This window comes from Moraxella nasibovis (assembly GCF_029581575.1).
GTDB lineage: Bacteria > Pseudomonadota > Gammaproteobacteria > Pseudomonadales > Moraxellaceae > Moraxella > Moraxella nasibovis.
The window spans coordinates 1,880,199-1,903,802 of record NZ_CP089975.1; the positions used below are offsets into that span (position 1 = coordinate 1,880,199).

Below are 23,604 nucleotides of genomic sequence, written 5' to 3' on the forward strand. Positions count from 1 at the left end.
TATTTTAAACAACAGCGATCTTAATCTCAAATTTTCATTCTAAAACAACAGTTGTTAGTTAAAGTATTGAATTTAGATTGACATTATACATCAAACACCGCCAAATCAAAATCGTTATCACAACACTAAAAACGCAAAATTTAAAGGTTGTAACTATGAGCAAAAATAATTGGTTCTCCTACCCATTTAATTAAATGGTCACCCTTGCCAAGTAGTTTTTCCGCACCTGCTACATCAAGTGCTGTTCTTGACTGATCAGCAGTATCCACTTTCATGGCGAGACGACTTGGAACATTAAGGCGTAAAGTCTGTGAAAAATTCTCACTATTTGCCGTCTGCGTACTCAAAATCAAATGAAAGCCAGTTTTTCGTGCTTCTGCAGTCAAGCGTTCTAACACTTTGGATACTTCTTTATTAACTTTAACCAATCCTGCTAACTCGTCAATGACAATAATACGATAAGGCTTTGGATTGGTCTTGCGAAAATCCGCCCAGTTGGTAATGCCCAAATTTTCCATTTGCTCAAGACGATGATCCATTTCAACCAAGCACTCATTTAAAAATTCAAGCATTTTATCAGTATCTTTGATTGGCTGATTCGGCATTAAATTTTGTTCGTTTTCAAAGCATACATAATCTACTCGCGCCTTATCCAAAATCGCCACTTCAATTTTTGTGCCATCATCATTAAGCGTAAATAAACTTTGCAAAAGTCCACGCATACACGCCGATTTGCCTGATTTTGTCGCCCCCGTGATAAATAAATGCGGCGCATCAAACAAATCCTTAAAAATTGCATGACCTTGTTCATCAATACCAATACAAATTGGCAATTTAAAATCATTAGGTTGATACTGACGCAAAGCCTGTTCCAAATCCTGTTGGTTGCGCTCCAACCACTCATGTTGTGGGCGTAAAATTTTAATCTTATAGCCAAATGACACGCCATCAGCAGGCTCAATCATCACCGATGTTTCATTTCTACCCAATGCTGAACAAATTTCATCATGCTTTTTGATTAAATCTTGATATTTTGTTAATTGTACTTGGTAACAATCATAACGCAACCCTTTGGATAAATAATCAATAGATTTGACTGGAATAGATAAGCTATCAAAAGCTTCTTTTAATTTTGAATCTTGCTTAAAATCATCAAATACTGACGGATTTGTCAATTCTGATGTGGAAGTCGAGTCAGGATTTATCGGTTTGGCTAATTGTAAATTTTTATGAGCCAAATCAACCAATTCTTGAGCAAAAGCCTTACGAGCTTCCAAATCCGAGCCTTGCTTAAACTCTTTACAACGCTCCCATAACGCCCACAATTCACTCGCCCCAACATGCCAAAGCTGTGTAATATATTGATACAAATCGTCTTTGGTAATTTTTTTATCAGGATATAACTGAAATAGTTGTTCACTTAAAATCGCGAGCCATAAATGAGATTGCTTTTGAAAACACGTCTTAAATGATGAAATCTCATAGCCTTTCGTATTTGGTGTCGCTTTCAATTTTTCTAAATTTTGACCATGATTTTTAATCAGTGCATAACTCATACACAAGGTTGCCCAATCATAATGATTACTTAATGCAGGCAAAGCTCCGATTTCATTGAGCTGTTCACGGATTTTTTTACTATCAACAGTAGAAAAAATCCGCTTATCGTCCATCAACTCATAAAAATGCTCGGTATCCCACATTGCTGTCGTATTTACATTTAATTCATACATCACAAATCTCCTTTATTGAAAATACGCATTAGCAGTAATGTGCGATACAGCACCACTACTATCAAGCGAAGTGGCTTCCACCAAATAGGTTTTATTTACCGCTGACGCCAAATATTTAGCAACATCGGCATTGACTTCTGTATCTTGAGCCAACAAAATCACTTGTTGGTCGAGTGATGTCCAATGTTCAAAAATACCTTGACGATGTTCACTATCCAAACGAGCCAATGGTGTATCAATCACAAATGGCATCTGATAATCGGTTACTTCCGCCATCGCTGAAATCAGTGCAATCATCAACACTTGAATTTGCCCTGCAGATAAATCTACATTCGTCTCTAAACCATTTTTACCAAAAAGTTGCATTTTGCCTTGTTCATCAATTTTGATTTTATCAATGCGATGATCATGAGCGATTTTTTGATTAAGGCATGTTGCCACTTGAGCCACTTCATCCGTTTTGAGTTTCATTAAGGCTGTGGTCAATTCCTCAATCATGTCTTGCACTTGCTTACTGCGATTAGCTTTTTGTTGTCGTGGCGTATTGTCGCTATTTTGGTCAATCAAGCGTTGCAACTCTTGATGAACACGCTGATATTCTCGCTCAACATTCAATTTGTTATTTTCACACACACCGACTTTTTGACTACTTTCAGCATAGCTTTTTTGTTTTTGTTTCAGCTCTTCCACCAATTTATCTGTACCGTTGCCTTTCATGTCATTGAGCTGATTTCTAAGCTGTTCTTGCTCATGTTCACTTTTTTGCAAATCATCCATCACTTGACTGATTGATTGCGTATTGATTTTGCCTAAGCTACGATATTCACTTTGGATATTGGCATGGGCAGTTTGTGATAAATAATTATGGGTAATTTGATTGGCACAATTTTCAGGCAAAGGATGATAGAGCAATTCCCAACATTCACGAACAGCATCTTTCATTAAATGATGTTGTAAAATAGGCTCAGCCATAATGCCAAGAGCTTCTTTTACTTTTTGATTTTTTGAAAATTGATACCAAAAATCATCGACTTTACCTTCAATTTGGTCTTTACCTGCTTCATGCTCAAGGCGATTTTTCTCTTGCTCTAACTTATGCAAAAGTTGTTCAATTTGTGGGCGCGGTAATAATACCAATGGTAAATTCTCAAATGCAGATTGAATACTAGATTGCAAATGTTGAGCAGTTTGTTCTGCTTGGTTGATTGCATTTACAAGTTCTTCACTGGTCTGAATCGAACCATTGGTCATTGAGCCTAATTGTGTGGTTAAGTCATCAATCTGTAAGCGTAATTGCTCTTTGGTTTGAAGTTCTTGTTTCAGTAGCTCTTCAGCCATCTGTAATTTAACATGGGCAGTTTTCATATCTTTTTCAACCCTGTCAATTTGCTCTTGGATTTTTACCGATGAACCTGCTTTAACATGTTGATTGCGGTAGAATTGTAAACTTTCGCTCAGCTGCTCCAATAAAGTTACACCCAATAATCCACGCAAGGCTTTGGCAAGCCAAACGCCCGCCCCAGTAGAGCGAGCAGAGCTGACAATTTTTTCGCCATCAAAAAAGAAAAAAGGTGCGTAGTCAATCGGCAAAGCGTGCGTTGCAAAATACCCACTCGCCTGCTCATCTTCTAGTGGCATTGCTGTCAATGCAATACCGCCCTCATCGGCCAACCGAGAAATAATAGCTAGCTTATGATGCCGCACCAATTTACGCTGATCATCAAAAAACCATTGACGCTTGACACGAATCCCTTCCAATCTGCCTTGAATGTTTCGTTTGAGCAAATCAATTTCAATATCAATGCAATATTGCCGACCATAACGCATTTGAGCCTGATGATGTAAAGCATGCTGTAAATAATCAGGATAACTGCGTTTTTCACTCAAGCCTGCACGGTCCAAATGACTAATCGCATCTTCATCGTATAGTCCCAAATAAATGGCTTCTAACAATGTGGTTTTACCATGACCATTTTTTGCACCAATAATCACCAAATTTTTGCTGTCTTTAGGCTCTGGAAACTCAAAATGTGCTTCGGCATAAGATTTGAAATTCTTCAGTTTAATCGAACTAATCCACATTTTTTTCACCTATTTCCAATATTGTTCGTGTTCAAAAATACGGTCAAACACACTGCTGCGGTCGCTACTACGATTAACCAATTGCTGTCTGCGTTGCCAATCAACCAATTCAGCCAAAGCATCCAAATCAATGCCTTTTTCTTGGGCAATTTTATCTAAAATTGTCTTTGTTTTTGGGTCATTCCACAGCAACAAATCCGCCACCGTCTCTTGTGGATTTACTTTACTCATGCCTTACTCCGTTCAAAATTTTCAATCACATCTTCCGCCCACGTCCGCTTAATAAACTCAATTTCCGCAGGACTAATCAACTCTTCGCCAAATTCATCTTGCACCTGCATCAAACGTTCAAAAATCATTTGCCGTGCTTCAATGGTAAATGGGCCGGGAATGAGCTTGCCGTTTTTCATGGTTATTTGCCCATTTCTCCTCCGGTATTGACGATATTTTTCATCATTACGAATTTCCACCAACCAGTCACGAAAATCCAATAAGGGCTGAAATTCCGTCTTACCTACATCAACAAAACCTTGCAAACTTTTGTCTTTGGTAACCACCGTACATGTCCAGCACCCAAAACGGCTGGAATTTGTACCACAACTTGGTGCATCGTCTTCTGACAAAATCAACGGACATTCCCCACCTTTGGCATCACGATACAACTGCACCAAATCTCGGTGCGAACCACCCCACGGCGGATTATTGAACACCAAAAACTCCCACACTTCATCAGTGCTAATATCCACAATTGGGCGATAAACATAGGCATTTTTGAGTGATGTATGTGGCGTTAAATTGCTGTTTTCTAAATTTTGGTGGCTTTCTATACTGGCTTTGCGTGTCGTAGATTCATCTTTGCGCACACCTAACAGTAAAATCACTTCGCCATGTTCAGACACTTTATTTAAAATGTATTGACTGGTCGGCTGAATTTTTAAACGGTCAGTACACCAACGCATCCCCCGATTCGGTGATGGATAACCCTTACCAATCAACAAACTCCAAAATGTTTCACTGACTTTTGGCGTGGTAATTTCGCCATCAATCGGTAATTTTAGAATTTTGGCAGACTTTAAAATTTGAGCCAGCGTTTTTTTCATATGCGAAACAACGAGCGGACTTTCCACCAAAGTATCATTGGATACAAAATAAATTTGTCGTGTGCGTAAATTTGGTGGTAATTCCAGTAAAATATCAAACACCAAATGTGCAACCAATGTGCTATCCTTTCCCCCAGAAAAGGTAACAATCCATGGGAAATTTTGCGACTGATCCAAGTATTCATCAATCAATTCTTCACGAATGGCATTAAAATCAGTTTGAATATTTATCACATCAACAACAGAAGACATAAGCTAAACTTTGTAAAATTTATGTATTGTAACCCCCCCCCCTGCGATTTCGTCAAGACCGCAGACAATAAAAAACCCTTTGATGTATACATCAAAGGGTTTTTGAAGGTTAGGTGGTCAGCTTACATCATACCGCCCATTCCGCCCATACCTGCTGGCATGGCTGGCTCTTCTTTTGGTAGGTCAGTGATCATCACTTCGGTGGTCAGCATCAGACCTGCCACGCTTGCGGCATGCTCTAAGGCTGAGCGAGTTACTTTGGCAGGGTCAAGAATGCCCATTTCAATCATGTCGCCATACTCGCCAGTTGCTGCGTTGTAGCCGAAGTTGCCAGAGCCGTTTTTGACTTCATTGACAATCACGCTCGCTTCTTCGCCTGCGTTGGTGACGATTTGGCGAAGTGGTGCTTCCATCGCACGGCGAAGGATGTTAATGCCTGCGTTTTGGTCGTCATTTTCGCCCTTGACATCAGCCAGTGCAGACAACGCACGCACCAACGCCACGCCACCACCTGGTACAATGCCTTCTTCTACCGCCGCACGAGTGGCGTGTAGCGCATCATCCACACGGTCTTTTTTCTCTTTCATTTCGGTTTCGGTTGCCGCACCGACTTTAATCACCGCCACACCGCCAGAGAGTTTGGCGACACGCTCTTGAAGTTTTTCACGGTCGTAGTCAGAAGTGGATTCTTCAATTTGGCGTTTGATGGCTTCTACACGGCTGTCAATTTGAGCTTTGTCACCAGCACCATCAACAATCACGGTATTTTCTTTGCCAACGGTGATTTTCTTGGCAGTACCCAAATGCTCAAGGGTTGCCGCTTCAAGACTTAAGCCCACTTCTTCAGAAACCACGATACCGCCTGTCAAGATGGCGATGTCTTGGAGCATGGCTTTTCTTCTGTCACCAAAGCCAGGGGCTTTAACGGCACAGGTTTTTAGACCACCACGCAAGTTATTCACCACCAAAGTTGCCAAGGCTTCATTTTCCACATCTTCTGCGATGATCAATAGTGGACGGCTGGTTTGCATGACCTGCTCAAGCAGTGGCACGATTTCACGAATGTTAGAAATCTTTTTATCCACAAGCAAAATGTAAGGATTGTCAAATTCGCAAGTCAAAGTGTCGGTTTTGTTGGCAAAATATGGGCTGATGTAACCACGGTCAAACTGCATGCCTTCAACCACATCAAGGGCATCTTCAAAACCTGAGCCTTCTTCTACCGTGATTACGCCTTGTTTGCCGACTTTTTGCATGGCTTGGCTGATCAGCTCACCGATTTTGGTGTCAGAGTTTGCCGAGATTGAGCCGACTTGAGCGATGGCTTTAAAGTCGTCTGCTGGGGTAGAAAGGGCGTGAATTTGCTCAACTGCGACACGGGTTGCCTTGTCAATGCCACGCTTTAAATCCATTGGATTCATGCCAGCAGCGACGGTTTTCATGCCTTCTACCAAGATGGCTTGGGCAAGTACGGTCGCGGTGGTCGTACCGTCGCCTGCGATGTCGTTGGTCTTAGACGCAACTTCACGCACCAGAGCAGCACCCATGTTTTCAAATTTGTCTTCTAGCTCAATCTCTTTGGCGACAGACACACCGTCTTTGGTGATGGTTGGGGCGCCAAAAGACTTGTCAATCACAACATTGCGGCCTTTAGGACCTAGGGTTACTTTGACGGCGTTGGCTAAAATATTGACACCGTCAATCATTTTTTCACGGGCAGATACGCCAAATTTGACTTCTTTTGCCATTGTTTTTCTCTCTTATTTGGTTGTAAGGTGCGTACTACGCACCACATTTAAAGTATCAGTCTAAAACGGTGCGTGCTACGCACCTTACGGTTTGTTTTGCGGGCGAATTGCCATTCACTCCTACGATGACTTGGATTTTAAATTACTCCAAAACACCCAAAACATCACTTTCTTTCATGATGAGCAATTCTTCGCCATCCACCTTAACGGTTTGCCCTGCATATTGACCAAACAGTACTTTGTCGCCCACTTTAACATCCAAAGGACGCACGCCACTGTCGGTGATTTGACCCTTACCAACAGCAATGACTTCGCCTTGCTGTGGTTTTTCTTGGGCGGAACCTGGTAGCAGGATACCGCCTGCGGTTTTTTGCTCTTCTTCGGTACGGCGTACCACGATGCGGTCATGTAAAGGACGAATTGACATGAGATTCTCCGTTGTTTATTTGGTTTTTTGTAAAATTAGCCCAAAACAGGCTCAAGGCTAAAAATGGAGTTGGATAAAAAATTTTCAAGACAAATTGCCAATAAAATCACAAAAACAGCAAAATTTTTCCAAAGTTTTTTGACAAAGATTCAAACCAAAATTCAAAAAAATTCAAAAATACCACAAAACCTGTCAGCGCCCTAAAAACCCATCGCCCAGCCTAAATCACCGTCAGAGGCGCAAAACTTAGGACGCAAATGGTTACGAACTTCTGCCATCATTAACCAAAAACTAACCGAAAACCAACAAACAAACTCGCCCGACACCTTGAAATTGTAACAAATTTTATCCATTATAATAGGCAAAGCAATAACCAAAGCCTGCTTAAACCAAGCGGACCCAAATAATCCAAATGGAATAAATAAAAAGAGGCAAATAACATGACAATGAAAAAAACCCTACTATTCACCACGCTACTGACACTGGGCGCAGCCGCACACGCCGCCGACCTGCCAGCGTACAGCGCCACTTATGCCGTCAAAGCCTATGGCAAATCTGGCACCGCCACACGCACCCTAAGCAAGTCTGGCAACAACTATACTTATACAGTCAATGGCACCGCAGCAGGGGTGGCAAGCCTCAATCAATCAGCGAAATTTAGTCTGTCTGGCGGTAGAATCCTGCCATCAAGCTCATCGATGTCTGCCCGAGTTTTTGGTGTGGGCAACACGCACAAGATCAGCTTTAATAATGGCGCAAAAACCGCTGTTTCTACCTACAAAAATAAGTCCACCACGCTTAAAATGAATGCTCAGGCTTATGATGATTTGAGCTTAGAATCACAGATCCGTCAAGAGCTGATTAACGGTAAGTTTACTGGTACTTATCAACTGGTCAAAAAAACCGACATCGAAACCACCCGTTTTAGAAAGTCTGGCAGCTCAAAAATTACGGTGCCTGCGGGTACTTATGATGTGGTTCGCATCGACCGCATTCATGATGACAAAGGGCGCTCAACGAGTTTTTGGCTTGCACCAAGCCTTGATTATCTACCCATCAAAGTCAGCCAAACCAACGATGGCAAAACCATCTCTATGGAACTGACCAAAAGAAATTGATGACTGGCGATAATACGGCAACTTGGCACGCCAATAAGCCAAACGCCAACAAAAAAACGCACCAAAAACGGTGCGTTTTGTATATTTTGCAAAAGATGATTTATTTGCGCTGTTTGTGCATGGGCGGCAGTCGTCTTAGCAAGACAAACAAATAATAATTCACCATAAAAAGCAGCCCTGTCTCCACCAAACGCAGCACCCAGACCAAAGTGGGGGCAGATTCATAATAACGAATCAACGCCAGCACGCCTGCCACACCCAGATAAATCAGCATCACAATGCTCAAATAAATCAGCTTGCTAGGTTCATTGCCCCGCACCAGCGCTGGCGTGAATAACAGCGCTGGCATCAAAAATATCAGCTGCATCACAAGCGCCATCATGAGCGAAGCATCTGTCGTCATCGCCAATGCCAGTGGATACGCCACCGACACCATAAGCCAAAGCCACCAGACGGCAGTTAGGCGCTGATGAATGGGCTTGGTAGGCTTGGCGGGCTTTTGTGGTTTTTTATTCATGGTTGCTCTTTTTGGGATTGGCAGACTTAGGTTTGGTTGGCTAATTTTTTGGCGATATTTGCCAGTCGCTCGCCTTGATGAATGGCAAGGTGGCGCTCATCAGCGGTCATGGCAAGCTCATGCGCCGCACCTGTCACGCTGCTTGCTCCATAAGGCGTACCGCCACGCACCGTACGGCTCAGCTCGCCATGCGCATACGGCAAGCCCACCATCACCATGCCATGGTGAAACAGCACGGTCATCATGTTTAGCAAAGTCGCTTCATTGCCACCGTGCATCGTGCCACTACTGGTAAAGACGCACGCAGGCTTGCCTTGCAAAGCACCAGAGAGCCACTGGGTGACGGTATTGTCCCAAAAATATTTCATGCTCGCTGACATATTCCCAAAATGAGTCGGACTGCCCACCGCCAAGCCAGCACAATCAGACAGCTCATCCATCGTGCAATACAAATCGCCCTCATCAGGAATGGCAGGCGACACTTGCTCAGTGGCGCTAGACACCTTTGGCACTCGGCGAATTTTTACCGCCATGCCCACATTCACCACCCCTTCGGCGATGGCGTAGGCAAGCTCTTTGGTGCGCTCGAGATTGGTGTCATACAGCACAAGAATATAAGGACTGGTCATAACATCTCTTTTTTAATTTTTTTAAGTTAATATTTTAGTAAATGCTTAAAATAAAGCAAATAAGTTTTGGACAGCCGTCATTATAGCCCAAAACCAAACAAATACCAAAGAAATGAATCCATAAAACGCCAGTTTGTCATTTTTATCCATTTGCCGCCACATTTGGCATCATCAAACCAAATCATCGCACCAAAAAAAGCCGTCAGTTTAGTAATTTTGTAATATTTCACCAAAAAAACCTTTAAAAATGCGTGATATTTGCTACACTATAAGCTTTATGGATTTATCAAGTGCATTTCGGCGTTTTGCTGTTTTGCTGATTGATTTGATGCTTAGTAAATTAAACTGAACGATTATGACGAATTTTTTGAACAAATTACCCTTCGCCCATCATGGCTGGTTCATGTATCTGCGCCTTTTAGTGCGTCATTTTACAGAAGATGACTGCCAACAAAAAGCCGCTAGCCTAACTTACACCACTTTGCTGTCACTTGTGCCGATATTGACAGTGATTTTGGTGGTGTTTTCAAGCGTGCCTGCTTTGTCGGACATGCGTGAACAAATGCAAGCGATGATTTATAACAACCTTCTGCCTTCCTCAGGGGCGCAGATTGGTCAATATTTTGACAGCTTTGCTGAAAAGTCGAGCAATCTGGGTATCGTCGGTGTGATCGGTTTGTTCATCACCACCATCATGACCTTAATGACCATCGAAACAGCATTCAACAAAATCTGGCGTGTCAAAGAGCGTTCAGGTGGCACAGCAAGCATCATTCGCTACTGGGCGCTCATCACGCTTGGTCCCATCGTGCTTGGTGTGGCGTTTGGTGCGTCTAGCGCCATTCAAAGTGTCGATTTTTTGAATCGTCAAATCGGTGGCTACGGCATTGACTGGTCGATTTGGGCGTACTTGGTGTCGTTTTGTATCACTGTCGCAGGCTTTATCGGCATGTATTGGTTCATCCCAAAAGTGCAAGTTCCCATCAAAAATGCCGCCATCGCAGGCGTGGTTGCGGCAGTGTTGTTTGAGATTTTGCGCACCGTATTTGGCACCGTGATGAGCAATTTCACCAGTTATGAGGCGATTTATGGTGCTTTTGCTGCCTTGCCGATTTTCCTACTTTGGATTTATTTGTCATGGAACATCATCCTTCTAGGCGTTGAGATCAGCTACACCCTGACAATCTTTGACAACAAAGAAGTGCCTGTACGCCATCCGCTACTTAGCCTGCTAGACATGCTAAACCTCACCTACAAACGCTACAAAGAAGGCAAAACGGTCAGTGAGCATGAGCTGCGTGAGGTCTTGGGTCGCCGTGAGCTGCCAAAATGGAGCCTATACATCGAACAGTTGGTGGAAGGCGAGCTCATCACACGCACCAAAAATGATGAATACATCCTAAAAACCGACCTTAACAGCATCAGCCTTTGGCAGTTTTATAAAACCCTGCCTTATCCACTGCCCATCAAGGATGAGCTTGATGCGTTGAAAGCGGCAGATTATGACCCTTGGTTTGTCGAGCTTTACAAAAACCTAACCAAAGTCGAGCGCACTGCCAAAGATGAGCTTGACATGCGACTGGCTGAGCTGTTTGAAAGTGCGCCACTTCGTCAAAAAGAAGAAATCGTACGCATCGTGGGTGAGGACGCTGATGCCCAAAGCGATGTCGATGGCTTTACCTACGGCACTCGCCGAGAAATCGATGAAAATGGCGATGTATTCATCGTTCCTGATGGCAAGGCGATGCTTACCGAAAGCCGTCTCACTAAGACACTACGACTGCTCAAAAAGGCTTACCATCTGTTTGGTCAGGGTAAAAAAGCCGTCAATGATGTCAAGCAAAGCTTTAAATAAAGACATCATTGAAACCAAAAAAACCCCAAAAATAATCGCCAAATCAAAAAGATTTTGGCGATTATTTTTTATGATTGATAAGCTTAGACTTTTAAATAATGAATCAAGCAAAGAAGGTCTTAATCACTCTACCAGTCAAAACCTGCCCCAAAAATGGCGTGTTTTTACCCGCAGACAGCATGGTGTCTTTGCTGACCTGCCATGACAAATCTGGGTCAATCAAGACCGCACCACCGATGCGCTCATAGTCTTTGATGCCTGCGATTTTGGCAGGATTTAGGCAGATTTTTTCAATCAGTTGTTCAGCCGTCAAAACACCATCTTTGACAAGCTGCACACCCAACGACACAAAGGTATCAAAATTACTGATGCCTGCCGTGCATTCACCAAAAGGCGCCTGCTTTGCGCTGCCTGAAAGTGGCTCATGGTGCGAGCAAATGGCATCGATGGTGCCATCTTGTAGACCTTCGATCAAAGCTTTTTGATCGGTGTTGGAACGAAGTGGCGGCATGACAAAGGCATTGGCATTATAGCCTTCTAGCGCATCATCCGTCAGGTGTAGCTGGTGCATGGCGACATCGCAAGTGATCGGCAAGCCCTTTTGTTTTGCCCAGCGGATCAGCTCCACCGAAGTGCGGCAAGTAATCTGGCTAAAATGAGAAGCGATGCCCGTCTCTTCCACCATGAGTAGCTGCTTGGACAAAGCGATGGTCTCCGCCAGCCAAGGAATACCCGCCAGCCCATGAAATGAGGCGATGTAACCATCATGCGCCACGCCGCCAGACAGACTGGGTTCATCAGGATAAAAAAACACTTTAAGATCAAAAGTGGCGGCATATTCTAGACAGCGCAGCATCACCAGATCAGACTCAAAGCCACGAGCTGTATTGGTCACGCCGATGACACCGCCTTGTTTTAATCCTGCCAGATTGGCAAGCTGCTTGCCTTCTAGCCCCTGTGTCAATGCACCCAAAATATGCAAATGAATGTCGCCATCTTGCTGCGCCTTTTCACGCAATCCTTTAAACAATGAGCCGTTTTCAAGTACAGGATTGGTATCAGGTGGCAATACAATGTGCAAAATGCCATTTTCTCGTGCTGCCCTGCCCTCACTGGCTAAGGTGCCATGCGACTGATGACCTGGCTCACGCAGGCGAGCGCACAGATCTACGATGGGCGGAATCAGCCATTTGCCAGCTGTGTCGATACCATCTAAGTTTGGCTGTTGCCAAGTGGAGGAAAGTAGATTTTTCATAATTTTCTCTTTTACTGATGTTTTTAAAAATTAATAGCCTTGTTCATTTAATACTTTATAATTATAGCAACCAATTCTACCGCTATTTTCACAGGATTTACCATACCATTCTTTAGCAATATTATAATTTTGTCGAACTCCATAACCATTATAATACATCGCACCAAGATTATTTTGGGCTTTTGCATTGCCTTGATTGGCGGATTTATTATACCACTCTAGGGCTTTGGTGTTATCTTGAGGGATAATGCCACAGCCGAAGTCATATATAATTCCAAGCATATACTGAGATTTGGCATTGCCTTGATTGGCAAGTTTTTCTACCCAATAAAACGCATTGGTATAATTTTGTTTATTGTGACAATAACCTATCAATTCCATTTGAGCTTGCACATCACCATTCTCCGCCTTTTGAATTAAACCTTGCAAGAACTCATTGGCAAATACCGACACCGATAATAATAACCCTGCGGTTAATAAAGACAGTTTTTTAAACATAATTGCTCTCTTATTAAATGGGTTAAAATATGATTGCCAAGCGGGGAAGTAGGTTTTTCATAAGATTCTCTTTTGCTGATGCTTCTTGCAATTAGTGGTTTGGCTGACTTAATATCCCTGCTGCACAAGTGCTTGATGATTGACGCAACCTTGTTGATATCCTTGCTCACACGCTCGACCAACCCACAACTTGGCTTGGGTGTGGCTTTGCGCCACGCCCTGCCCAAGATAATACATCACGCCCAAATTAAATTGCGCTCTGGCATAGCCTTGCTCGGCGGATTTTTTTAGCCATGCGAACGCCTGCGCATCATCCTTGGGCACGCCTCTACCCCATCTGTACATCTGCGAAAGATTGAACTGACCCTCCCAGTAGCCTTGCTCGGCGGATTGTTGATACCAAGCCACCGCCATCTCATCGTCTTTGCTTGTGCCACGAGCGTTGGCATACATGAGCCCAAGGTTATTTTGGGCTTGGGCAAGTCCATTTTCTGCGGCTGCCTTGAACCACTCGAACGCCTTGTTATCATCCTGAGGCACACCCTGACCATCACGATACATCACACCCAGATTGTATTTGGCAGCAGCATAGTCCTGCTCGGCGGCCTTGACATACCAGTCATAAGCCTTGGCATAATCTTGGCGCACACCCTTGCCCAGTCGATACATCTGCGCCAGATTAAACTGCGCCATCAAATGCCCTTCCTCAGCAAGCCGCTGCATCCAATAAAATTGATTGGCGATGTCCTGAGTACTGCCATAATAGTCAGCAAGCGCCATCTGCGACTGCACATCACCACTGTTTGCCAGCCTGGTTAAGGTCGCAAGGTCAGATGACAACGCCAAACTTGGCACACCTAGCGACACAAATGCTGTCAATAGCGCCTTTAATATCAATCGCTTCATCAAACCAGCCCTTTGACCTCATCTTGCCCACGCATCGCCATCGCCATCACCGCCATACGAATGGCAATGCCGTTATTGACCTGCTTTAAAATCACCGACTGCTCGCCATCCGCCACACTGGATGCAATCTCCACCCCACGATTCATCGGACCCGGGTGCATAACTAGGGCGTTTGGCTTGGCAAGCTTAATGCGTGCGTCGGTAATGCCATAAACTTTAAAATACTCAGAAGTCGAAGGCAGTAGTGGCGAGCCGATGCGTTCGTTTTGGATGCGTAGTCCGATGACCACATCCACGCCTGCCAAGCCTTGCTCCATGTCCTCAAACACGCTCACGCCATAACGCTCAATGCCTTTTGGCAGTAAGGTTTTTGGGGCGATGACACGAATGTCTTTCACGCCAAGCGTCATCAACGCCGAAATGTCCGAGCGAGCCACACGGCTGTGCTTGATGTCGCCGATGATGGCTACCGACAGCTCATCAAACGATTTACCAGACTTCATACACAGCTCACGATGAATGGTCAGCATGTCTAGCATGGCTTGGGTTGGGTGAGCGTGCCAGCCATCACCTGCGTTGATGATGGCGACATTGGGCGTCACTTCTGTCGCCATAAAATGCGCCGCACCGCTTGCAGAATGACGCACCACGAACATATCGGCGCTCATCGCCTCCAAATTCCACAGCGTGTCTCGCAAAGTCTCGCCCTTGTTGGTGCTGGATTTGGCGATGTCAAGGTTGAGTACATTTGCCCCAAGGCGTTTTTGTGCCGCCTCAAAAGTCGTACGGGTACGGGTTGAATTTTCAAAAAACAGATTCATCACCGTCTTGCCAGCCAGCTCATCGGTGTTGATGAGTCGCCCGCCATCATCGAAGTATCCCATCGCCTTATCAATGATGTTCTCAAGCTGGGTACGATTGAGCCCTTCCACGCCGATAAAATGACGAATGCCGCCACCTTCGGTAAGCTGGGGGCGAGCCAAAGATTGGTGCAGGCGGGTGCGGATGTCGGTGTCAGTCATGATGATTCCTTATGATGGCTGTGATGCGTGCTGGTCGGTGCAGACCTTTTTAAAGCCTAATTTAATATTAAAAATTTATTTAAATAAAATGAACAAATTTAACAAGCTTGGCAACTTCGCCAAATCATCTTGTCAAATTAAAAACAAATTAAGTCATTCTATCAAAATTCACCACCTTTGGGCAATGCGATTTTGATAAAAATTCTTGATTATCCACAAAAAAGTCATCGGACTTGGCACGACTGTCTGACGGCTTGGCATTATGCGTCTTTTGTGAAATTTGTCTGATTTTATGGTAAAATATCTAAGGCTAAAAACGCACCATTTGGCGCTTTGCAGATTTTATTGTTAAGGATAAGGAAACATCATGACCACGCTTGCTCAGTATTTACAAACACACACCACAGCACAAATCGCCAGTACGATGACCACGCTTGCCACGGCGAGCGTTGCCATCAGCAATCTGCTCTCACAAGGGGCGCTGGCAGGCATTCACGGCGAGGCAGGCGGTCAAAATGTGCAAGGCGAAGCACAAAAAAAGCTCGATGTCATCTCAAACGACCTGTTATTGAACTCGCTAATCCAAAATCCCAACTGTGCTGGCGTGGCATCAGAAGAGCTTGACGACATCAACCCCGCCAATGAAAATGGCACGCTGCTTGTCACCTTTGACCCATTGGACGGCTCGTCCAACATTGACATCAACATGACGGTGGGAACGATTTTTTCTATTCTGCCTTATCACAATCAAGGTCAAAAAGCGACTGAGAGCGACTTTTTGCAAGCAGGCAAGCACCAAGTGGCGGCAGGTTATTTTATTTATGGCACATCCACGATGCTTGCGGTAACTTTTGGGGCAGGCGTTGCGATGTTTAGCTTTGACCCTGTTTCCCAAAACTATGTCCTGATCAACGAAAAGGTAACCATCAGCGAGCAAACAGCAGAATACGCCATCAACTCATCAAATCGCCGTTACTGGCTACCACCGATCCAGCAGTACATTGAAGAGCTGACCCAAGGCGACACTGGCGTGCGAAACAAAGACTATAACACACGCTGGGTGGCGGCGATGATCGCTGATGTGCATCGTATTTTGATTCGTGGTGGTATTTTTATGTACCCTTATGACACCAAAATCGAAGGTAAGGCAGGCAAACTTCGCCTGATGTACGAGGCCAATCCGATGAGCTTCATCATTGAGCAAGCAGGTGGGGCAAGTACCGACGGCGTACAGCGCATCATGGACATTGAGCCAACAGGCATTCATCAGCGCATCCCTGTGGTGCTTGGGGCAAAAGAAGAAGTAGAATATATCAAAGCATTGCACGAGATGGCGGGGATTTTGGCGAATGGGGAAAAGGCTTAATGCCTGCCATTAGAACGCATTAGCAAGATAATTTTCCTAATACTATTATTGATAGAAAACTTGCCGATGCAACCGCCCATTAGTGCTATCAAAAAGCCAAAGCAGGTGATACGCTTTCTGCCTACATTTTGGCAAAAGAATTGGTATCAGAAAATGCCATTGTAAAATTAACCCCATTATTAAAATCCGATGTTGTTTTAACACCTGTTTTGGCAGAAGAATGGGTTGGATTAAATAAAATTCCACTTGCAACCGCTTATGTCTTGTCTGAATATTTTAATTTAATGGTTGAAACAGAAATTCTACAAGCTGAAAAAGTTTCTCGCACCAGTGGAAGTGGCTGGCACAGATTGGCATTTTCGCCAAGTTTTGTTGGTCAAGTACAAAAAGGTCAATCTTATTTTTTGATTGATGATACCCAAACACAAGGTGGAACTTTTGCGTCTCTCAAAGGCTATATTGAAACCAATGGCGGTATTGTCATTGGTTGTTATGCTTTGACAGGCAAACAATATTCTACCCAATTAAAATTATCCCAAGAAACATTACTTACTTTAAGGCAACATTATGAATCCCTTGAACCATTCTGGCAACAAACATTCGGCTATGGATTTGACTGCCTTACAGAATCCGAAGCAAGATTTATCCTTAATAGCCGTAAAGACATTGAGCAAATCCGAACTATTATCCTTGAAACAAGAAATGCAGGACTCACTCAAACAATTACAAATGATGACTGTTCTTAAAAATAGATAGCCTTACTTCCCATTTACCCAGTACAAAATCCCCTATGATTATCACTTCCAAAGACAATCCTCTAATCAAAACCGCCCACGCCTTATTAACTGACCCCAAAAAACGCAAAAAAATGGGACAAACGGTCATCGAAGGCACGCATTTATTGGACGCTTATTTAAAAGCAGGCAAAATGCCAATCACAACCATTGTCAGCGAAAGCGGAATGGCAAATGCTGAAATTCAAAGTTTAATTGCCAAATTAAATAAAAACCCTATTATCATCAGCGATACGCTTTATAAAACTATCCGCACACTGGGGACAAGTTTGCCGCTTATGGCGATGATTGAAATGCCAAATTTGACCTTAAATCACACCATTGAAAATGATTGCTTGATTTTAAATGGCATTCAAGACACGGGCAATTTGGGGACATTATTCAGAACAGCAAGTGCCACAGGCTTTAAAACCGTCATTTGCACCACAGGCACAGCTCACGCCTACAATCCCAAGACTTTGCGGGCAAGTATGGGAGCAAATTTTAGCTTGGATATTTATGAAAATGTCAGTATTGATGAGATTTTTGAATTTATTAAAGTGCCACTGTTTGCCACTACTTCGCACGCCAATGGCCTCATTTATCAAAAAAACCTAACCAAACCACTTGCCCTAATCATGGGTAACGAAGGACAAGGCGTGGATAAAGTATTGCTAGATAAATGTGAGCCTTTGACCCTACCGCAATTTGGCGAAGAAAGCCTAAATGTCGGCGTGGCAGGGAGCGTGTGTTTGTATGAGATTTTACGGCAGAGAAAGTTTGCTTAACTAAATCGCAAAAACCCCATCTTAAAAGACGGGGTTTTTGTTGGATCAGATTGCTAGATTTACAGCTTAGCGGTCAATTCTGGCAAAGCAGTAAAGATGTCCGCTTCTAGGAAATAATCCGCCACCTGAGCGATTGGTGCTTCTGGGTCGTTGTTGATCGCCACGATGGTTTTAGAATCTTTCATGCCCGCCAAGTGCTGAATCGCACCTGAAATGCCAGCAGCGATGTACAGATTTGGCGCCACGATTTTACCTGTCTGACCCACCTGCATGTCGTTTGGCACAAAGCCTGCATCTACTGCTGCACGGCTGGCACCGACCGCTGCGCCCAATTTATCTGCCAATGGCTCGATGTATTTGGCAAAGTTTTCGCCACTTGCCAACGCACGACCGCCAGACACCACGATGCCTGCTGAGGTCAGCTCTGGACGGTCAGACTTGGCAAGCTCTTCTTTGACAAAGCTTGATTTGCCAGCGTCACTGCCTGCCGACACGCTCTCCACAGCCGCACTGCCGCCAGTCGCTGCTGCTGCATCAAAGGCGGTGGTGCGCACGCTTAGGATGACTTTGTCTTCGGCAGTTTGTACGGTCGCCGTGGCGTTGCCTGCGTAGATCGGGCGCTCAAAGGTCTTAGCATCAATCACAGCAGAGATGTCCGACACCATGCTCACATCCAAAAGTGCCGCCACTCGTGGCAAAAAGTTCTTACCAGTGGTGGTGGCAGGGGCGATGATGTGGCTGTATGGCGCAGATACTTCCACCACCAGCGGTGCGATGTTTTCTGCCAACTGATGAGCAAAAGCGGCATCATCAGCCAGCAACACTTTGCTCACGCCTGCGATTTGGGCAGCAGCGTCAGCCACGCCTTGGGCGTTTTGACCTGCCACCAGCACATGCACATCGCCATCGATTTGGGCGGCGGCAGTCACGGCAGACAGAGTCGCTGCTTTCAATTCATTATTGTCGTGTTCGGCATACACTAATACAGTCATGATTTTATCCTTTTTCAATAATTTTTCAGTAATTTTTAGTCTAAAACACTTGTCAATCAGATGACTTTGGCTTCATTTTTTAGTTTGTCAATCAGCTCATCGACGCTTGCCACTTTCACGCCTGCTTTGCGCTCTGCTGGTGCTTTTACTTTCAGCGTGGTCAGCTTAGAAGTCATGTCCACACCAAAGTCGGCAGGCGTCTTGACATCCAGTGGCTTTTTCTTGGCGGCCATGATGTTTGGCAGCTTTGGAAAGCGTGGCTCGTTCAGACGAAGGTCGGTGGTGATGACGGCAGGTAGTGATAGCTCAACAGTTTGCAAGCCGCCATCAATCTCACGAGTTACCTGAACTTTGTCGCCATTAACCACCACTTCAGAGGCAAAAGTGCCTTGCGATGCATTCATCAACGCAGACAACATTTGACCTGTTTGGTTGTTGTCGTCATCGATGGCTTGTTTGCCAAGCAGAATAAGACTTGCGCCCTCAGCTTCTGCCACGCCTTTTAGGATTTTGGCGACTTGTAGCGGATATGGCTTCTCATCAGTCTCAACCAACACACCACGGTCTGCGCCCAAAGCAAGTGCCGAGCGGATTTGCTCTTGGGCTTGGGTTGTGCCAACAGACACAGCGATGATCTCGGTGGCGACGCCTTTTTCTTTTAGGCGCACCGCTTCTTCAATGGCGATTTCACAAAATGGATTGACACTCATTTTGGCGTTCGCCAACTCAACGCCAGACTCGTCAGCCTTGACACGCACCTTGACATTGTGATCGACAACACGCTTGACAGCAACTAATACTTTCATAATGACTCCGTTTTTAGGTTGTTTTTAAAAAGCTTACTTGATGTGAATATATCATATTTATCTGCTTTATGCCAAGCTGATTGTCTAAAATTTAAGAATTTTGGTCAAATATTTATCGTGAATGAGCAGTCATTTTTTATGCTGTCAGACACTGATATTCATCACCGCCCAAATAATCAGCCAACAATAAAGTCCAAGTAAGGCATTCAAAATCACACAAGCACCCATACCCAAGATGCGCCCAAGCACTTTTGATTGAATTGCCTCATAAAAATAATAACAACTAAAAGGTAAGCCAATCATCAAACCAATCGCCATCAACACAACAAAACCGAGCATACTTAGTTTCTCCAATCAATAAAAAAGCACCCGATTGATTTGAGTGCTTTTTTATTGTCATTGAAAAATACTGATTAGATTTTTTCGATTTCTTCGGCTTGTGGACCTTTTTTGCCTTCGCCCAGAATGAACGCTACTTTTTGACCTTCGGCTAGGGTCTTAAAGCCAGAGCCTGTGATGGCACTGTAATGAGCGAACACATCTTGACCGCCATTGTCCTGAGCGATGAAACCAAAACCTTTGGCTTCGTTGAACCATTTTACGGTGCCTTGTACTTTATTTGACATAGCAAATTTTCCTGTATGATTGAAAATATGGCAAAATTACCAAACGAAATATTTATGTTGCCAAAACTGCAAAAAAGTCTCAATGTAAAAAGACGCTTAACTTTCAACCAATACAAAACACTGTTCAAATATTGCTCAAATACGCCCTAAAACCCACTCGTGTGCAAGTTTCAAAGTCGTTTTAACACTCGCCAAAGGCGCCCTGCAAAACCTACTACGGTACATAAATACCAAGCGCCAGTATAGCAGACTTCACAGGCAAAAGGTGAAATATTTTTGGAAAATCGGCATTTATTTGTAACCAAACGCCGAGCCGATGGACAAATGCGGCGAGCACAGCACAAAAACGCACAAAATCGCAAACACCAAAGCAAAAGCACGACCAAAATCCAAATATTTAGGCGGCATCACCAGATCCATCGGATCATCAATGTCGGTGAGTGAAATCAGCTTCGCCCCATAAATCCAGCTCGCCACAAAATACACGCCATAAGAGACGGCGACGCTCATCTGCAAGTTATCAAAATCCAAGAAAAACAATGCCAAGCCAGACACTACCAGCCACGATGAAGTCATCAGGCTGATGATCGCAAAGACGCCCGACTCAGGCAGCTTACCTTGATTGTTGCGTATCCAAGTGGTTTCAATCCACACCAAGACCGCCATCACCAAGCTGGCAAGCACATACATACGCTCCAAATTCAAATCAAAAACACCCAGCATATTTCACAACACTCACTCACAAAAATTTAACAATCACTTTAAACCATGTCTATCATCAGGGCGTATTGTACATGAATTTTTAGGGAAAGTTGGGGTTTATTGTGGCAAATTCACCCAAAAAACCCATCAATCCACCCATCAGGCATGTCCGCCAAAGTATATCGCCACTTAGGATTTTTGTCTTTATCAATCAATAAAGCTCGCACGCCTTCTTTAAAGTCGCCTTGTAGCACGCACTGGGTCGCCACTATTTTTTCAATCTCAAACATCGCACGCACAGATTTTGGCTTGATGTGATGATAAATCCGCCAAGTAATCGCTTTGGTCGTATCCGAGCCTTTGATATAGCTATCAATGGCACTACTGATGAACGCACTGTCGCCTTGATAATTTTTCAGTGCCGAATCCACTTCTTTGAGCGAGCCTTGATTCATGAGCTGATTGATGGTGTGAAAGTCTGCGATGATTTGGCTGGGCCTAACAGGATTTTGATGAAATGCGGATAAAATTTGCGATAATTTGCCATGATGATCGCCCCCTTGCCAGTCAGCACGGACGCACGCATCCAGCACTTTTTCAAAATCATCATGTGCCAAAAACGCATCGCCCAGCCCCAAATACAAAGCATCCACCCCATCAAAGCGACCGCCTGTCAGCCCCAAAAACAGCCCCACCTTACCCATCATGCGATTTAAAAACCACGAACCGCCTGCATCAGGAAACAGCCCAATAGATACCTCAGGCATCGCCATCAGCGTCTCATTCGTGACGACCTTATGACTGCACGCCGACAAAAGTCCCAAACCGCCACCCATGACGACCCCATGCCCCCACGCCAACAAGGGCTTGGGATAATCGTACATCTCTGCCATCAGCCCATATTCTTGCTCAAAAAATGCACGAACATCATCCACCCCAGTCGCTTGGGTAAGCGACTTGATGTCGCCGCCAGCACAAAACGCTCGCTCGCCTGCCCCATGAATGACAACGGCGGCGACTTTCTCCTCATCTCGCCATGTCAGCAATCTCTCCCTCATCGCCCGCACCATGTCTAGATTTTGGGCATTTAGGGCTTTTGGGTTGTTCAATGTCATCACACCAATGACATGATCGTCCTTAGTCTTAATGGTATTAGTAATGATTAAATCTGTCATACCCCCTCCTTTAAAAACTCCATTAACATCATCCGCTCATTCCTAGCATCTGCGCAAAAGCCATGCCCATCAAAAGTGCCTTTGCTGACAAACACAAAATACTCACATCAAGCATAGCAAAATATCTGCATACAGGCAAGCAACAAAAATCAACAAGCAAAATCCAATCATTGGCAATTTTAACTTTGTATTTTGCCTAATTTTACCTATAATAAAGTCATCCAATAGAAAGTCATCAAGCCAATAAGGAACACGCCATGTATTTTTTATTATCTCCTGCCAAAAACCTAGACGAAAAAACGCCCGTACCGCTTGCCTTGGGCGAGCATTACAGCCAGCCTGCCCTCATCAATGAAGCCATTGACCTAATGGCAACCTTAAAAACCAAAGATGTGCTAGACCTGCAAGAACTCATGCACATCTCCGCCAAAATCGCTGAGCTGAATGTCGCACGCAATCAGGCTTGGAGTTATCCGTTTGATGGCACTGCCAAGCCTGCCGCTTATTTGTTTGATGGCGATGTCTATACTGGACTGGACGCTTATTCTTTAAACTCCGAACAAATGATGTATTTAAACAAGCATTTGGGCATTTTATCAGGGCTGTATGGCCTGTTAAAACCACTGGATTTAATGCTGCCTTATCGCCTTGAAATGGGGACAAAATTCAAAACACCCCATGCGGACAATTTGTACGAATACTGGGGCGATACCATCACCAATCTCATCAACGAACGCATCGCTCAAAGCGGCTCGGATGTCCTCATCAACCTAGCGTCTGGCGAATATTATGGTGCGGTCAAGCCCAATAAAATAGACGCCAGCATCATCACACCAAAATTCCTTGATCAAAAAAACGGACAATATAAAATCATCAGTTTTTATGCCAAAAAAGCTCGTGGCCTGATGGTCAATTTCGCTGCCAAAAACGCCATCACAGACGCAGCGACATTGAAGGATTTTGACACCGATGGCTATTATTATGACGAATCATCAAGTAGCGACACAGAGTGGGTATTCAAGCGAGATGAGATGCGATGATTGCCTATAAAACATGGCGCATACAGCTTACTGACTGCCCTTAAAATCATTCAAACGCAAGCCAAATCAACATAAGGCGGTAGGGGCGAATTGCCATTCGCCCTTGCAAATTAAGTTTAAGTTTGGTTAGTGGGTGGCTTGACATGGTAAAAATGCTTTTTTTGCGATAAAATAAGCATTCTGACAATCACCATACC

Annotated in this window: 24 protein-coding genes; 6 read left to right on the top strand and 18 right to left on the bottom strand. The window is 44.3% G+C overall.

Annotation, left to right across the window (positions count from 1 at the left end; all coding sequences use genetic code 11):
- Window positions 1-140: 140 nt before the first annotated feature.
- The 6 genes from LU290_RS09010 to LU290_RS09035 form a co-directional block, all read right to left on the bottom strand.
- Window positions 141-1,730, bottom strand: a complete 1,590-nt coding sequence (locus LU290_RS09010) for an FtsK/SpoIIIE domain-containing protein (RefSeq protein WP_277808254.1) — start codon at window positions 1,728-1,730, stop codon at window positions 141-143.
- A gap of 12 nt (window positions 1,731-1,742) precedes the next feature.
- Window positions 1,743-3,821 carry an AAA family ATPase gene (locus LU290_RS09015; RefSeq protein WP_277808255.1) on the bottom strand — a complete coding sequence of 693 codons (2,079 nt, stop codon included), beginning with the start codon at window positions 3,819-3,821 and terminating at the stop codon, window positions 1,743-1,745.
- On the bottom strand, window positions 3,822-4,043 hold the full coding sequence (locus LU290_RS09020; RefSeq protein ID WP_277808256.1) for a DNA modification system-associated small protein: 222 nt from the start codon (window positions 4,041-4,043) through the stop codon (window positions 3,822-3,824). It abuts the gene before it with no gap.
- Window positions 4,040-5,164, bottom strand: a complete 1,125-nt coding sequence (gene dndC, locus LU290_RS09025) for a DNA phosphorothioation system sulfurtransferase DndC (RefSeq protein ID WP_277808257.1) — start codon at window positions 5,162-5,164, stop codon at window positions 4,040-4,042. Before dndC ends, LU290_RS09020 begins: the two co-directional genes overlap by 4 nt.
- Window positions 5,165-5,286: 122 nt before the next feature.
- Window positions 5,287-6,912, bottom strand: a complete 1,626-nt coding sequence (gene groL / locus LU290_RS09030; protein WP_277808258.1) for a chaperonin GroEL — start codon at window positions 6,910-6,912, stop codon at window positions 5,287-5,289.
- 142 nt (window positions 6,913-7,054) lie between these two features.
- Entirely contained in the window at window positions 7,055-7,339 is a 285-nt protein-coding gene (locus LU290_RS09035) for a co-chaperone GroES (RefSeq protein WP_277808259.1), read from the bottom strand.
- Window positions 7,340-7,785: 446 nt separating this feature from the next.
- Between LU290_RS09035 and LU290_RS09040 the strand changes: the two genes are divergently transcribed.
- The gene (locus LU290_RS09040; RefSeq protein WP_277809598.1) at window positions 7,786-8,457 is read left to right on the top strand and encodes a DUF3108 domain-containing protein; all 672 of its coding nucleotides are present in this window, start codon (window positions 7,786-7,788) and stop codon (window positions 8,455-8,457) included.
- A 100-nt stretch (window positions 8,458-8,557) separates the two neighbouring features.
- Here LU290_RS09040 and LU290_RS09045 read toward each other — a convergent pair whose 3' ends face one another.
- Together LU290_RS09045 and wrbA are read right to left on the bottom strand one after the other, a co-directional pair.
- Entirely contained in the window at window positions 8,558-8,974 is a 417-nt protein-coding gene (locus LU290_RS09045; RefSeq protein ID WP_277808260.1) for a hypothetical protein, read from the bottom strand.
- Window positions 8,975-9,000: 26 nt separating this feature from the next.
- Window positions 9,001-9,603, bottom strand: a complete 603-nt coding sequence (wrbA, locus tag LU290_RS09050; RefSeq protein ID WP_277808261.1) for an NAD(P)H:quinone oxidoreductase — start codon at window positions 9,601-9,603, stop codon at window positions 9,001-9,003.
- Between the two features lie 355 nt (window positions 9,604-9,958).
- Here wrbA and LU290_RS09055 point away from each other — a divergent pair, with 355 nt between their 5' ends.
- On the top strand, window positions 9,959-11,458 hold the full coding sequence (locus LU290_RS09055) for a YihY family inner membrane protein (RefSeq protein WP_277808262.1): 1,500 nt from the start codon (window positions 9,959-9,961) through the stop codon (window positions 11,456-11,458).
- 103 nt (window positions 11,459-11,561) lie between these two features.
- On the opposite strand, the gene LU290_RS09060 is transcribed toward LU290_RS09055, so the two are convergent.
- The 4 genes from LU290_RS09060 to LU290_RS09075 form a co-directional block, all read right to left on the bottom strand.
- The gene (locus tag LU290_RS09060; RefSeq protein WP_277808263.1) at window positions 11,562-12,713 is read right to left on the bottom strand and encodes a dihydroorotase; all 1,152 of its coding nucleotides are present in this window, start codon (window positions 12,711-12,713) and stop codon (window positions 11,562-11,564) included.
- Window positions 12,714-12,743: 30 nt separating this feature from the next.
- Window positions 12,744-13,211 (bottom strand): tetratricopeptide repeat protein, encoded by a 468-nt coding sequence (locus LU290_RS09065; RefSeq protein WP_277808264.1) that lies wholly within the window; start codon window positions 13,209-13,211, stop codon window positions 12,744-12,746.
- Between the two features lie 108 nt (window positions 13,212-13,319).
- Complete coding sequence (locus LU290_RS09070) at window positions 13,320-14,117, bottom strand: tetratricopeptide repeat protein (RefSeq protein WP_277808265.1); 798 nt, start codon at window positions 14,115-14,117, stop codon at window positions 13,320-13,322.
- Window positions 14,117-15,139: an aspartate carbamoyltransferase catalytic subunit gene (locus LU290_RS09075; RefSeq protein WP_277808266.1), complete on the bottom strand. Its 1,023-nt coding sequence runs from the start codon at window positions 15,137-15,139 to the stop codon at window positions 14,117-14,119. Before LU290_RS09075 ends, LU290_RS09070 begins: the two co-directional genes overlap by 1 nt.
- A 367-nt stretch (window positions 15,140-15,506) precedes the next feature.
- Between LU290_RS09075 and LU290_RS09080 the strand changes: the two genes are divergently transcribed.
- The 3 genes from LU290_RS09080 to LU290_RS09090 all read left to right on the top strand — a co-directional run bounded on the left by LU290_RS09080 (window position 15,507) and on the right by LU290_RS09090 (window position 18,066).
- Entirely contained in the window at window positions 15,507-16,505 is a 999-nt protein-coding gene (locus tag LU290_RS09080; protein ID WP_277808267.1) for a class 1 fructose-bisphosphatase, read from the top strand.
- 128 nt (window positions 16,506-16,633) lie between these two features.
- Window positions 16,634-17,251, top strand: coding sequence for a phosphoribosyltransferase (locus tag LU290_RS09085; protein ID WP_277808268.1), 618 nt, complete (start codon window positions 16,634-16,636; stop codon window positions 17,249-17,251).
- A 44-nt stretch (window positions 17,252-17,295) separates the two neighbouring features.
- Window positions 17,296-18,066: a TrmH family RNA methyltransferase gene (locus LU290_RS09090; protein WP_277808269.1), complete on the top strand. Its 771-nt coding sequence runs from the start codon at window positions 17,296-17,298 to the stop codon at window positions 18,064-18,066.
- A 59-nt stretch (window positions 18,067-18,125) separates the two neighbouring features.
- Here the strand turns inward: LU290_RS09090 and LU290_RS09095 are convergent, their stop codons facing one another.
- The 6 genes from LU290_RS09095 to LU290_RS09120 all read right to left on the bottom strand — a co-directional run bounded on the left by LU290_RS09095 (window position 18,126) and on the right by LU290_RS09120 (window position 22,367).
- Window positions 18,126-19,058: an electron transfer flavoprotein subunit alpha/FixB family protein gene (locus LU290_RS09095; RefSeq protein WP_277808270.1), complete on the bottom strand. Its 933-nt coding sequence runs from the start codon at window positions 19,056-19,058 to the stop codon at window positions 18,126-18,128.
- A gap of 56 nt (window positions 19,059-19,114) precedes the next feature.
- Complete coding sequence (locus LU290_RS09100) at window positions 19,115-19,864, bottom strand: electron transfer flavoprotein subunit beta/FixA family protein (protein ID WP_277808271.1); 750 nt, start codon at window positions 19,862-19,864, stop codon at window positions 19,115-19,117.
- Between the two features lie 144 nt (window positions 19,865-20,008).
- Window positions 20,009-20,203 (bottom strand): hypothetical protein, encoded by a 195-nt coding sequence (locus LU290_RS09105; RefSeq protein ID WP_277808272.1) that lies wholly within the window; start codon window positions 20,201-20,203, stop codon window positions 20,009-20,011.
- Window positions 20,204-20,277: 74 nt separating this feature from the next.
- On the bottom strand, window positions 20,278-20,490 hold the full coding sequence (locus LU290_RS09110) for a cold-shock protein (RefSeq protein WP_277808273.1): 213 nt from the start codon (window positions 20,488-20,490) through the stop codon (window positions 20,278-20,280).
- Window positions 20,491-20,781: 291 nt separating this feature from the next.
- Window positions 20,782-21,213: a hypothetical protein gene (locus LU290_RS09115; RefSeq protein ID WP_277808274.1), complete on the bottom strand. Its 432-nt coding sequence runs from the start codon at window positions 21,211-21,213 to the stop codon at window positions 20,782-20,784.
- A gap of 110 nt (window positions 21,214-21,323) precedes the next feature.
- Complete coding sequence (locus LU290_RS09120) at window positions 21,324-22,367, bottom strand: enoyl-CoA hydratase/isomerase family protein (protein ID WP_277808275.1); 1,044 nt, start codon at window positions 22,365-22,367, stop codon at window positions 21,324-21,326.
- 257 nt (window positions 22,368-22,624) lie between these two features.
- On the opposite strand from LU290_RS09120, the gene yaaA reads away from it, so the two are divergent.
- On the top strand, window positions 22,625-23,407 hold the full coding sequence (yaaA, locus tag LU290_RS09125; protein ID WP_277808276.1) for a peroxide stress protein YaaA: 783 nt from the start codon (window positions 22,625-22,627) through the stop codon (window positions 23,405-23,407).
- The last annotated feature ends 197 nt before the right edge of the window (window positions 23,408-23,604 follow it).

What these genes read in the sequence shown, in the direction of transcription:
- wrbA (WP_277808261.1), bottom strand. Translation starts at nt 9,603, where the DNA reads ATGACCAGTCCTTATATTCTTGTGCTGTATGACACCAATCTCGAGCGC.
- dndC (WP_277808257.1), bottom strand. Translation starts at nt 5,164, where the DNA reads ATGTCTTCTGTTGTTGATGTGATAAATATTCAAACTGATTTTAATGCC.
- LU290_RS09100 (WP_277808271.1), bottom strand. Translation starts at nt 19,864, where the DNA reads ATGAAAGTATTAGTTGCTGTCAAGCGTGTTGTCGATCACAATGTCAAG.
- yaaA (WP_277808276.1), top strand. Translation starts at nt 22,625, where the DNA reads ATGTATTTTTTATTATCTCCTGCCAAAAACCTAGACGAAAAAACGCCC.
- LU290_RS09070 (WP_277808265.1), bottom strand. Translation starts at nt 14,117, where the DNA reads ATGAAGCGATTGATATTAAAGGCGCTATTGACAGCATTTGTGTCGCTA.
- groL (WP_277808258.1), bottom strand. Translation starts at nt 6,912, where the DNA reads ATGGCAAAAGAAGTCAAATTTGGCGTATCTGCCCGTGAAAAAATGATT.
- LU290_RS09060 (WP_277808263.1), bottom strand. Translation starts at nt 12,713, where the DNA reads ATGAAAAATCTACTTTCCTCCACTTGGCAACAGCCAAACTTAGATGGT.
- LU290_RS09110 (WP_277808273.1), bottom strand. Translation starts at nt 20,490, where the DNA reads ATGTCAAATAAAGTACAAGGCACCGTAAAATGGTTCAACGAAGCCAAA.
- LU290_RS09115 (WP_277808274.1), bottom strand. Translation starts at nt 21,213, where the DNA reads ATGCTGGGTGTTTTTGATTTGAATTTGGAGCGTATGTATGTGCTTGCC.
- LU290_RS09010 (WP_277808254.1), bottom strand. Translation starts at nt 1,730, where the DNA reads ATGTATGAATTAAATGTAAATACGACAGCAATGTGGGATACCGAGCAT.
- LU290_RS09035 (WP_277808259.1), bottom strand. Translation starts at nt 7,339, where the DNA reads ATGTCAATTCGTCCTTTACATGACCGCATCGTGGTACGCCGTACCGAA.
- LU290_RS09020 (WP_277808256.1), bottom strand. Translation starts at nt 4,043, where the DNA reads ATGAGTAAAGTAAATCCACAAGAGACGGTGGCGGATTTGTTGCTGTGG.
- LU290_RS09120 (WP_277808275.1), bottom strand. Translation starts at nt 22,367, where the DNA reads ATGACAGATTTAATCATTACTAATACCATTAAGACTAAGGACGATCAT.
- LU290_RS09045 (WP_277808260.1), bottom strand. Translation starts at nt 8,974, where the DNA reads ATGAATAAAAAACCACAAAAGCCCGCCAAGCCTACCAAGCCCATTCAT.
- LU290_RS09065 (WP_277808264.1), bottom strand. Translation starts at nt 13,211, where the DNA reads ATGTTTAAAAAACTGTCTTTATTAACCGCAGGGTTATTATTATCGGTG.
- LU290_RS09075 (WP_277808266.1), bottom strand. Translation starts at nt 15,139, where the DNA reads ATGACTGACACCGACATCCGCACCCGCCTGCACCAATCTTTGGCTCGC.
- LU290_RS09105 (WP_277808272.1), bottom strand. Translation starts at nt 20,203, where the DNA reads ATGCTCGGTTTTGTTGTGTTGATGGCGATTGGTTTGATGATTGGCTTA.
- LU290_RS09095 (WP_277808270.1), bottom strand. Translation starts at nt 19,058, where the DNA reads ATGACTGTATTAGTGTATGCCGAACACGACAATAATGAATTGAAAGCA.
- LU290_RS09090 (WP_277808269.1), top strand. Translation starts at nt 17,296, where the DNA reads ATGATTATCACTTCCAAAGACAATCCTCTAATCAAAACCGCCCACGCC.
- LU290_RS09080 (WP_277808267.1), top strand. Translation starts at nt 15,507, where the DNA reads ATGACCACGCTTGCTCAGTATTTACAAACACACACCACAGCACAAATC.
- LU290_RS09055 (WP_277808262.1), top strand. Translation starts at nt 9,959, where the DNA reads ATGACGAATTTTTTGAACAAATTACCCTTCGCCCATCATGGCTGGTTC.
- LU290_RS09040 (WP_277809598.1), top strand. Translation starts at nt 7,786, where the DNA reads ATGAAAAAAACCCTACTATTCACCACGCTACTGACACTGGGCGCAGCC.